Source organism: Mitsuokella sp. UBA4253 (genome assembly GCF_002395285.1).
Taxonomy (GTDB): Bacteria; Bacillota; Negativicutes; order Selenomonadales; family Selenomonadaceae; genus Mitsuokella; species Mitsuokella jalaludinii.
In genome coordinates this window covers 44515-55622 of record NZ_DGWR01000016.1, presented here as the reverse complement: position 1 = coordinate 55622, position 11108 = coordinate 44515, and the positions used below count along the sequence as shown (strand labels likewise).

The window sequence follows — 11108 nt, the reverse complement described above, 5'->3', positions numbered from 1 at the left end:
GCCGGCTTTTTGGTTTATGCAGCTTAATCGAAATTCATGATGATGGTCTTTTCTTCTGTGAGCTCGCGGATGGCGTATTCCGGACCTTCTTTGCCCATGCCGCTGTCTTTTACGCCGCCGTAGGGCATGTTATCCATGCGGAAGCTGGACCCGTCGTTGATGACGACGCCACCTGCTTCGATATGCTCGGCTGCGTAGTGGGCGATGGCGAGCGAGCTTGTGAAGACGCCAGCCTGCAGGCCGTAGCGGGAGTTGTTGACGCCGGCGATGGCTTCTTCAATCGTGTCATAGGGGATGATCGAGAAGATTGGTGCGAATGCTTCATTCTTGACGACATCCATGTCGGGTGTTACATCGGTAAGGATGGTCGGCTCGTAGAAAGCACCGCGGCGGTGGCCGCCGGTCAGTACCTTGGCGCCGGCTGCTGCGGCATCCTTGACCCAGCCCTCGATGCGGACGGCTTCTTTCTCCGCAATCATCGGGCCGAGGCAGGTCGATTCGTCGCTGAGCTTGCCACCCTTGAAGTTCTTGGCAAAGGCGACGGCGTAGTCGCAGAATTCCTGGTAGATGCTGCGCGAGACGTAGACGCGCTGACAGGAGATGCAGACCTGGCCGGCATTGAGGAAGGCGTACTTGGCGCAGAGCTCGGCGACCTTCTTGACGTCCTTGACATCCTCGTGCACGACGTTGGCGGAGTTCGAGCCGAGCTCGAGAGCCACGCGGCGGAAGCCGGCGGCCTCCTGCAGGGATTTGCCGACGGGGACGCTGCCGGTGAAGGAGAACATGCGGATGCGTGCATCCTTTGTCAGGTATTTGCCGACGAGCGCACCGGGGCCGGTCAGCAGGTTGAGGCAGCCTGCCGGCAGCCCTGCTTCACGGAAGACGTCACAGAGGAGCGCGGCGGTCAGAGGCGTGGCCGATGCAGGCTTGTAGATGACGGTGTTGCCGGCCGCGAGCGCCGGTCCGATCTTGTGGGCAGCGAGATTTACCGGGAAGTTAAACGGCGTGATGGCGCAGACGACGCCGAGCGGCTGGCGGATGGTGAATGCGAGCTTGTGCTGGCAGCCCGGCGCGCCGGCGAGCGGGATCGTCTCGCCCTTGAGGCGCTTGGCTTCTTCTGCGGAGAGGATCAGCGTCTGGTAGGCGCGGCCAATCTCGCCGCGGGCATCGCGCAGGGGCTTGCCCGCTTCAGCCGACAGTGCTGCGGCGAATTCCTCGGTGCGCTCGCGCATGAGGTTGGCGGCCTTGAGGATGATCTCGTAGCGCTCGTAGGCAGAGAGCTTGACCTCGCGGAAGGCCTTCTCGGCTGCGTCGACGGCCGCACGGCATTCTGCCTCGCCAGCGACGGCAATTTCGGCAATGGTTTCGTTCGTCTCTTTATTGTAGACAGGGACGGTCTTCTCGGTCATGACTTCCTGACCGCCGATGTACAAGGGCTGTTCTTTCATGGGAATACCTCCTAAACGCTTTTGCTGTGGATCAACGCATCGTTGCGATCTTCTCGAATTCCTCTTCGCGTATCGTGTCCGGCGTGATGAGCTGGATGTGGTTGGCCGTGCAGTACGAGATGTACTTTTCAGGCGGCATCTTGTTGGTCACGATGTACTGCATCTCCTTGAGCGTACAGTAGCTCATCAGAGAAGAGACGTCGAATTTTGAATCATCGACGAGCAGAAAGTGCTCGCAGTCCTTCTCGACGAGGCAGCGCTTGATCTCGCATTCGAGCGGCGAGGCGTTCGTCGCGCCGTGCTCGAGCGAGATGCCCGTGCTCGCGAGGAAGACCTTCGATATATTATAGCGGCGCAAGACCTGGATGACCTGCGGTCCGACGAACGCCTTGGACGGGGTGAAGAGCGAACCGCCCGTCGCGAGGACATTGAGGTTGCTGTAGTTGGATGCAGCATTGATGACGTGGACACTCGCCGTGACGATGGTCAGGCGGTGCTTCTCCGTCAGGTACGGGATCATGTGCATCGTGGTCGTGCCGGAGTCGATGTAGATGACATCGCCGTCGTGGACGAAGTCTGCTGCCATGCGGGCAATCTGCTTTTTGGCATCGGCATTGCGGCTCTCGCGCGAGGCGAAAGGTTCCGGGCTGCCGGACGGCTCGGCCAGCACGATGCCGCCGTAGACCTTCTTGATGAGGCCCTGCTGTTCGAGCTCTGCGATATCGCGGCGTATGGTGTTCTTAGAGACCTGGAACGTATCACAGAGATCGTTGATAGATATGTTGTGCACACTCTTCAACAATTCATGGATGCGGTTGATTCGATCGATTTTCATGAGAGATCACCTGCTTCTGCGCCTGAGGCACATGGGGTGTCGAATCATTACACAACATACGCCAACAGACATTCAAGAAATAACCAATTTATGAGTAGGTTCGTTTACTTTCATTATAAGCGAATTGTCGGTAAGAAACAAGAGAAAACAGAAAAAAGTACCATTTTTCATGGACTGGACGGTGCGGGAACGGCAAGTCTTAAGCAACACTTATCATATAGAGCAATCATGATTACTCATGATTATCAGAAAAAATAAAATTCCGCAAAATCTTGCCAAAAAGCTCAAAACAGTATTGACAACGTGATGTAAAAGTATTAAATTATAGCCATAAGGTAATCAAAAGGTTATCAACAACAGCGTTGATACTATCATCAGAATAGGAGAGTGGACAACATGGGTTATACGTTTATGGTTCCGGCAAAGATCATCTCGGGCACGAATGTCATTGAAGAACTCGGCCAGCACATCCAGGGCAAGGGCACGAAGGCCCTGATCGTCACGGATCAGTTCATGGTGAAGTTCGGCAATGCGGCGAAAGTCGAGAATGCACTCGCCAAGGCGAATATCCCGTACGTCACCTTCGCTGGTGCCAATTCGGAGCCGACGGACAAGATCGTCGATGCCGGCCTGAAGGTATACCGTGAAGAAGGCTGCGACTTCCTCGTTGCTCTCGGCGGCGGCAGCCCCATGGATACGGCAAAGGCAATCATGTTCATGTCGACGCAGCCGGAAGGCAAGAAGATCAACGAGTTCATGCATGTCAACATCGACATGCCGGTCCCGTATCTCGTCGCTATCCCGACGACGGCTGGCACGGGCTCTGAGGTCACGAAGAACACGATCATCGCTGATACGGAGAACAACGTCAAGATGCTGCTCGGCGGCCCGTCCATCATCCCGGCTCTCGCTGTTGTCGATCCGACCTTCACGATGACGGCTCCGCCATCTGTCACGGCTGCAACGGGTATCGATGCGCTCTGCCATTCCATTGAGGCTTACACGAGCCGCAAGGCACAGCCGCTGACCGATACGTTCGCACTCTCGGCCATCAAGAAGATCCACAAGAACCTGCCAATCTGCTACAAGGATGGCAAGAACGTCGAAGCCCGCCTGCAGATGAGCATCGCGGCAACGGAAGCCGGCATCGCCTTCAACAATGCCTCCGTCACGATCGTCCATGGCATGAGCCGCCCGATCGGCGCTCTGTTCCACATCGCACACGGCGTCTCGAATGCCATCCTGCTGCCGGCCTGCATGAAGTTCGCCATCGAGGAGAACACGGCACGCTTTGCCACGATTGCACGCGTCATGGGTGTTGCGGATGACGCTACGCCGGACCACGATGCAGCTGAGGCATTCGTCGCAGAGGTCACGCGCTTCTGCAAGGAAGTCGGCATCCCGTCGGCAGAGTCCCTGCTCGAGCAGCGCGGCTTCAAGAAGGAAGACTTCCTCGCACAGCTCGACAAGATGGCTTCCGATGCGCTCGAGAGCGGCAGCCCGCAGAACACGATGCGCATCCCGACGAAGGAACAGCTCATCGAGATCTACAAGGAACTCTTCTGATTTCGCAAGAACCCGCATGATAGAATAGGAGGGGTGGTCATGCCACTCGTACATTTGACAGACCTCATAAGCAAGCCAGACAACACATACGCAATTGGCGCGTTCAATGTCTCGGATATGGAGATGGCCATGGGTGCCATCAAGGCGGCAGAAGAGCTCCATGCTCCGCTGATCCTGCAGATTGCAGAAGGCCGCCTGCGCTACTCGCCGCTCGACCTGCTTGGCCCCGTGATGATCGCGGCCGCCAAGAAGTGCTCGATGCCGACGGCCGTTCATCTCGACCACGGCAGCACGATGGAGACGATCAAGCTTGCGCTCGACCTCGGCTTCACGTCCGTCATGTTCGACGGTTCGAAATATCCGCTTGATGAGAACATCGCCCGCACGCAGGAAGTCGTCAAGCTTGCGAGGAGCTACGGCGCTGACGTCGAAGGTGAGATCGGCCGCGTCGGCGGCGCGGAGGGCGACTACAAGAGCGTGGATGTCCTCGTCACGAGCGTCGAGGAAGCCAAGCGCTTTGCCGAGGAATCCGGCATCGATGCGATGGCCGTCGCAATCGGAACGGCACATGGCAACTACAAGGAGAAGCCGCAGCTCCGCATCGACCGCCTCAAGGAAATCCATGCGGCCGTCAAGACGCCGCTCGTCCTGCACGGCGGCACGGGCCTGACGGAAGAGGATTTCCGGACTTGCCTTGCCAACGGCATCCAGAAGATCAACATCGCCACGGCGTCGTACGACGCTTCGGCAGCGAAGATAAAGGAAGTCGCTGCAGCGAACCCGCAGGCAAAGTACTTCGACTTCAGCGATGCCATCGTACAGGGCACCTACGAAAACGTCAAGAAACACATGCACATCTTCGGTCTCGAACAGAAGGCATGAGGAGGATAAAGAAATGGCACTCATTAGCTTTGATGAAAATAAAAAACGCGATGTCGTCCTGATCGGCCGCGTCACGCTGGACTTCAATCCGAATGAACTGAACCGCACGCTGGACAAGGTCAAGACCTTCTCCATGTACCTCGGCGGTTCGCCGGGCAACATGGCTGTCGGCATCAACAAACTGGGCAAGAACGTCGGCTTCATCGGCTGTGTATCTGACGACCAGTTCGGCGACTTTGTCCTCAATTACTTCAATGAGCGCGGCATCGACACGTCTCAGATGACGCGTGCCAAGAACGGCGAGCGCATGGGCCTGACGTTCACGGAGATCAAGAGCCCGACGGAGTCGAGCATCCTGATGTACCGCGACCAGGTTGCAGACCTCGAGATTGCGCCGGAAGATGTCGATGAGCAGTACATCGCCGACAGCAAGATCTTGATCGTCTCCGGCACGGCCCTTTCGAAGAGCCCGTCGCGCGAGGCATGCCTGCTGGCCGTCCAGTACGCCAAGAAACACGGCACGCGCGTCATCTTCGATATCGACTACCGTCCGTACAGCTGGCGCAGCAAGAAGGACATCCAGATTTACTACTCGCTGCTCGCGAGCATGGCGGATGTCATCATCGGTTCCCGCGATGAGGTCAACCTCACGGAAGGCCTCGACGAGGAGGCGACGGAGCCGGCAGATCACGTCATCGCTGAGAAGTACATCGAGCAGGGTGCCAAGATTGTCATCATCAAGCACGGCAAGAAGGGCTCGATCGCTTACACGGCCGACAAGAAGGCCTACAAGGTCGAGTCGTACCACATCAAACTCCTGAAGTCGTTCGGCGGCGGCGATGCGTATGGCAGCGCCTTTGTCTACGGCCTGCTCGCAGGCTGGACGGTGCCGCAGGCTCTGCAGCACGGCACGGCACATGCCGCTATGGTCGTCGCAAGCCACAGCTGCTCAGATGCCATGCAGACGGTCGAGCAGATTGACGCTTTCATGCAGGAACATAAAGACGAGAAAGTCATCACGGAATTGGATTGGGAGGCAGCATTATGAGATTCGGTCGCTTAGGTCAGCTCAAGCACGGCTACAATGCAATGACGACGCGCGAGAGCGATATGCTCATGGATATCGGTTACCAGGAGATGGATGAGAACGAGATCGTCGAGTTCGAAGATCCCCTTCAGGAGACGGCATTCGTCATCACGACGGGCGATGTGGAGATCTGCTGGAATGGCAAGAAAGAGCTCATGCATCGTGAGTCGCTGCTCGACGAGAACCCGTACTGCCTGCACGTGCCGCACGGCGTCAAGGTCGTCGTCAAGGCCCTGAAGAAATCGGAGCTTCTGATCCAGAAGACGCTCAACGACCGCGACTTTGAGCCGGTCTTCTACCGTCCGAAAGATGTCCAGGCTGACGTTTTCGGCGGCGGCGTATGGCAGGGCACGGCAGAGCGCACGGTCCGCACGATCTTCGATTACGACAATGCGCCGTACTCCAACATGGTCAACGGCGAAGTCATCATGACGCCGGGCTGCTGGACGGGCTACACGCCGCACAATCATCCGCAGCCGGAAGTCTACACCTACAAAGTCGACCGTCCGCAGGGCTTTGGCTGTGCGTTCATCGGTGACAACGTCTTCAAGATCGAGGACAACACCTGGTCGGAGATCTCGGGCGGCTACATGCATCCGCAGTGCGCAGCTCCTGGCTACGCCATCTGGTACAGCTGGATGATTCGTCATCTCGACGGCGATCCGTGGAAGAAGACGCGCAATGACCTGCCGGAGCACACCTGGCTGCTCGAGCCGGATGCCGATTCGAAGATCTGGCAGCCGCACAAGAAGTGATAGCGTATCCGCGACGTGGTGAAACGTGGCATAGTGGAGGGGATTCCAATGGCTAAGACAATCAGACTCACGGTAGCACAGGCTCTCGTGAAGTTCCTCAATAATCAGTATGTAGAATTTGACGGCAAGGAAGTGCCGATGTTCGAAGGCATCTTCGGCATCTTCGGCCACGGCAATGTCATCGGCATCGGCCAGGCGCTCGAAGAGGATCCGGGCCATCTGATCATGCGCATGGGCCGCAATGAGCAGGGCATGGCACACGCAGCGATGGGCTTTGCAAAGCAGAAGCGCCGCAAGCAGATGTACGCCTGCACGTCTTCTGTCGGCCCGGGTGCTGCCAACATGGTCACGGCAGCTGCTACGGCTACGGCAAACTGCATCCCAGTCCTGTTCCTGCCGGGCGACACGTACGCTGACCGCCAGCCGGATCCGGTACTCCAGCAGATGGAGCAGACGGTAAGCCTGACGACGACGACGAACGACGCTTTCCGCGCCGTCTGCAAATACTGGGACCGCGTCACGCGTCCTGAGATCCTCATGACGGCCTGCATCAATGCGATGCGCGTCCTGACGGATCCGGCTGAGACGGGTGCTGTCTGCATCGCTCTGCCGCAGGATGTCGAAGGCGAGGCCTGGGATTACCCGGATTACTTCTTCCAGAAGCGCGTTCATCACATCGACCGCGTAAAACCGACGGAGCGCGCCATTGAAGAGGCTGTCAAGGCCATCGCGAAGGCTGAGCGCCCGCTGATGATCTTCGGCGGCGGCGTCAAGTACTCCGAGGCAGAGGCTGTCTTCCAGAAATTCGCTGAGAAGTACGGCATCCCGTTCGGCGAGACGCAGGCCGGCAAGGGCACGATCACGTGGGAGCACGAGCTCAACATGGGCGGTGTTGGTGAGACGGGCGGCCTCGCAGCCAACACGCTCGCCAAAGATGCAGATGTCGTCATCGGCGTCGGCACGCGCTACACGGACTTCACGACGTCCTCCAAGTGGATCTTCCAGAACCCGAACGTCCAGTACGTCAACATCAACGTCTCCCGTTTCCACGCCTACAAGCTCGACGGCATCCAGGTCGTCGGCGATGCCGGTGCGGCACTCGAGATGCTCGACGAGGCCCTCGGCAAGACGGGCTATCATGTATCGGATGCCTATGCTGCGGACATCAAAGCCGCAAAGGCAGCCTACACGAAGGAAGTCGAGCGTGTCTTCCACATCCAGTTCGGCGACAACTTCGTGCCGGAAGTCGACGATGATTTCGATTACAAGGCTGCAGAGAAAGCCTATAAAGAGGCAGTCGGCGAGACGCTGCCGCAGACGCGCGTCCTCGGTCTGCTCGAAGAGCACATGGATCCGAACGGCATCATCGTCGGTGCATCGGGCTCCCTGCCGGGCGACCTGCAGCGCGTATGGCGTCCGAAGACGGTTGGCAGCTACCATGTCGAGTACGGCTTCTCCTGCATGGGCTATGAAGTCAACGCAGCACTCGGCGTCAAGCTCGCTGAGCCGCAGCGCGAAGTCTATGCGCTCGTTGGCGACTACGCTTACATGATGCTCCATTCGGAACTGCCGACGTCCATCGCTGAGGGCAAGAAGATCAACGTCATCCTGTTCGACAACATGCAGGGCGGCTGCATCAACAACCTCGAGATCGGCCATGGCCAGGGCAGCTACGGCACGGAGTTCCGCTTCCGCAACGAGAAGACGGGCCAGCTCGACGGTGCCTATGTACCGGTTGACTTCGCCATGAACGCCGCTTCCTACGGCTGCAAGAGCTACACGGCTCATACCGAGGAAGAGCTCATCGCGGCCATCGAAGATGCTAAGAAGCAGAAAGTCTCGACGCTCATCGACTGCAAGGTCATGCCGAAGACGATGGTTCATGGTTACGGTGACTGGTGGCGTGTCGGCGTCGCGCAGGTCTCCAAGAGCAAGAAGATCCACGACTGCTACGAGAATCTCATGAAGCCGCATTACGATGCAGCTCGCAAGTATTGATCCGTTTTCTTGTCTATCTTGTGTATGAAGGGTACCTGCCGCATCTGCGGCGGGGAGGCCCTGTTGTATAAATTGAATTTTGGGGGTTTATCAAATGGCTAATATCAAACTTGGTATCGCTCCGATTGCTTGGACGAACGACGACATGCCGGATCTCGGCAAAGAGAACACGTTTGAACAGTGTGTCAGCGAGATGGCTCTGGCTGGCTTCACGGGTTGCGAGATCGGCAACAAGTACCCGAAAGATCCGGCCGTCCTCAAGAAGGCTCTTGATCTGCGCGGACTCCAGATCGCCAGCGCATGGTTCAGCTCCTACCTCCTCACGCAGCCGTACGAGCAGGTCGAGAAAGACTTCATCAAGCACTGTGAATTCCTCAAAGCCATGGGCGCGAAGTTCTGCAACGTCGCAGAGCAGGGCACGAGCGTTCAGGGCAAGCTCGACAAGGCTGTCTTCCGCGACAAGCCGCACAACACGGAAGAGCAGTGGAAGACGCTCGCTGAGGGCCTCAACAAGCTCGGTGCTGTCGCCAAGAAGATTGGCCTGACGATGACGTACCATCATCACATGGGCACCTGTGTCCAGACGACGGAAGAGATTGACCGCCTCATGGAGATGACGGATCCAGACCTCGTCTTCCTGCTCTACGATACGGGCCATCTCGTCTGCTCCGGTGAGGACCCGATCTACATCCTCAAGAAGTACCTGCCGCGCATCCGTCACGTACATCTCAAGGACATCCGCATGGACATCCGCAACAAAGTCAAGGAAGAGAACATGAGCTTCCTCGCAGGCGTCCGCGCAGGCATGTTCACGGTCCCGGGCGATGGCGACTTCGACTTCGGTCCGGTCTTCGACATCATCAATGACAGCGACTACGATGGCTGGTTCATCGTCGAAGCTGAGCAGGATCCGGCCAAAGCCAACCCGCTCGAGTACGCGATCAAAGCTCGCAAGTACATCAAGGAAAAAGCACATATCTGATTGCCATAAGGCATCGGATTCCCAGAAAGGCTGCTCTCCTGTCCACTATGGGCAGGGGAGCCTTTTTTTCTGCCGGTTCACCGTTTCTCTTGGAATCATTCAGGATCATCTAGAAAGGAATTATCCCCATGGGCATCAGCATGATTGTCTTCAGCCTGATACTTTTGATGTTCTTCGCGTATCGTGGCTATTCCATCATCTTCATCGCACCGATTTTCGCCGTCGTCGCCGCCATCGGCAGCGGCCACGCCTCCATGCCGGTCTACAGTGAGATCTATATGACGAAAGCCGCGGAGTACATCAAGACGTATTACCCCGTTTTCCTGCTCGGCGCCGTCTTCGCCAAGATCATGGAGCAGGGCGGGCTCGCGGCGGCCGTGGCCGACAAGATCGTCTCGGCGCTGGGCCGCGACAAGGCCATTCTGGCCGTACTGCTCGGATGCGGCGTCCTGACGTACGGCGGTCTCTCTGTCTTCGTCGTCGCCTTTGTCATGTACCCATTTGCTGCCATCCTCTTCAAGCAGGCTGATATCCCGAAGCGTCTGTTGCCGGGGCTGCTCTGGATGGGTATCTTCACCTACAGCATGGTGGCCATCCCGGGCACACCGCAGATCCAGAACATCATCCCGACGTCGTTCTTTGGCACTTCGACCTGGTCGGCTCCGGTGCTCGGCCTCATCGGTGCCGTGCTCTACTTCGGACTGGCCTGGGGCTGGATCAGCTATCGCCACAAGAAACTCAAGGCAAAGGGTGAGGGATACGGTTACCATGTGCTCAATGAGCCGGAGGAGTCGCGGGAGGCTCTGCCGGACTGGCGCCTGTCCTCACTGCCGCTGCTTCTCGTCATCGTGCTGAATCTCCTGATCAGCAATCCGTTCCACTGGGATTGGGCGTACCACTGGGATCCGGAAAGCCTCGACAGTTTCATCCCACTGCACCTCTCCCTGCTCGCGGGCGGCGTCGACAAGGTACAGGCCATCTGGTCCATCAATGCGGCTCTTATCGTGAGCTCCATCGTCGCGGCCATCATCGGCCGCAGACGGCTGAGACTCAAGGGCGGTCTCTCAAAGCCTATCAACACGGGAGCCATCGGCTCGACGACGGCCATCCTCAACGTAGCTTCAGGCTACGCCTACGGCTGTGTCATCGCAGCCTTGCCAGCCTTCACGATCATCAAGGAAGCATTGCTCGGCCTGCACCTCGGCGACGGCCCGCTGATGTCTGCCATCGTGACGACGGGCATCATGACGGGCGTCACGGGCTCTTCCTCGGGCGGCATGACGATTGCCCTCGGCATGCTCGGACAGGAGTGGCTAGCCTGGGCGCAGCAGATCGGCATGAGTGCAGATGTCCTGCACCGCATCATCTGCATGGCCTCTGAGTGCATCGACACCGTGCCGCAGTCGGGCGCACTCGTCACACTGCTCGCCGTCTGCGGCCTGACGCATCGCGAGTCGTATTACGACGTTGTGATCCTGACGCTCCTGAAGACGCTTGTCGTCTTCGCCTGCCTGGGCGTCTACCTGATGACAGGTATTGAATGACGAGCAGCAGA

General features: G+C 58.0%; 9 protein-coding genes. 7 read left to right on the top strand and 2 right to left on the bottom strand.

What is annotated here, in order from left to right:
- Positions 1-23 precede the first annotated feature (23 nt).
- Entirely contained in the window at positions 24-1448 is a 1425-nt protein-coding gene (locus tag B2X55_RS09005) for an aldehyde dehydrogenase family protein (protein WP_286821836.1), read from the bottom strand.
- Positions 1449-1479: 31 nt separating this feature from the next.
- Positions 1480-2283 (bottom strand): DeoR/GlpR family DNA-binding transcription regulator, encoded by an 804-nt coding sequence (locus B2X55_RS09000; protein ID WP_286821835.1) that lies wholly within the window; start codon positions 2281-2283, stop codon positions 1480-1482.
- A 396-nt stretch (positions 2284-2679) separates the two neighbouring features.
- Between B2X55_RS09000 and B2X55_RS08995 the strand changes: the two genes are divergently transcribed.
- The 7 genes from B2X55_RS08995 (at position 2680) to B2X55_RS08965 (ending at position 11097) form a co-directional block, all read left to right on the top strand.
- Complete coding sequence (locus B2X55_RS08995; protein ID WP_036375828.1) at positions 2680-3849, top strand: iron-containing alcohol dehydrogenase; 1170 nt, start codon at positions 2680-2682, stop codon at positions 3847-3849.
- Positions 3850-3888: 39 nt separating this feature from the next.
- Positions 3889-4731: a class II fructose-bisphosphate aldolase gene (locus tag B2X55_RS08990; RefSeq protein WP_036375830.1), complete on the top strand. Its 843-nt coding sequence runs from the start codon at positions 3889-3891 to the stop codon at positions 4729-4731.
- Positions 4732-4744: 13 nt separating this feature from the next.
- On the top strand, positions 4745-5779 hold the full coding sequence (gene iolC, locus B2X55_RS08985) for a 5-dehydro-2-deoxygluconokinase (RefSeq protein WP_036375833.1): 1035 nt from the start codon (positions 4745-4747) through the stop codon (positions 5777-5779).
- Positions 5776-6573 carry a 5-deoxy-glucuronate isomerase gene (locus tag B2X55_RS08980; protein WP_036375835.1) on the top strand — a complete coding sequence of 266 codons (798 nt, stop codon included), beginning with the start codon at positions 5776-5778 and terminating at the stop codon, positions 6571-6573. The genes iolC and B2X55_RS08980 overlap by 4 nt, the downstream gene beginning before the upstream one ends.
- Positions 6574-6621: 48 nt before the next feature.
- Positions 6622-8571: a 3D-(3,5/4)-trihydroxycyclohexane-1,2-dione acylhydrolase (decyclizing) gene (gene iolD / locus B2X55_RS08975; RefSeq protein WP_036375837.1), complete on the top strand. Its 1950-nt coding sequence runs from the start codon at positions 6622-6624 to the stop codon at positions 8569-8571.
- Positions 8572-8665: 94 nt separating this feature from the next.
- Positions 8666-9553, top strand: a complete 888-nt coding sequence (gene iolE, locus B2X55_RS08970; protein ID WP_005841104.1) for a myo-inosose-2 dehydratase — start codon at positions 8666-8668, stop codon at positions 9551-9553.
- Between the two features lie 128 nt (positions 9554-9681).
- The gene (locus B2X55_RS08965; protein WP_286821832.1) at positions 9682-11097 is read left to right on the top strand and encodes a GntP family permease; all 1416 of its coding nucleotides are present in this window, start codon (positions 9682-9684) and stop codon (positions 11095-11097) included.
- Positions 11098-11108: the final 11 nt, after the last annotated feature.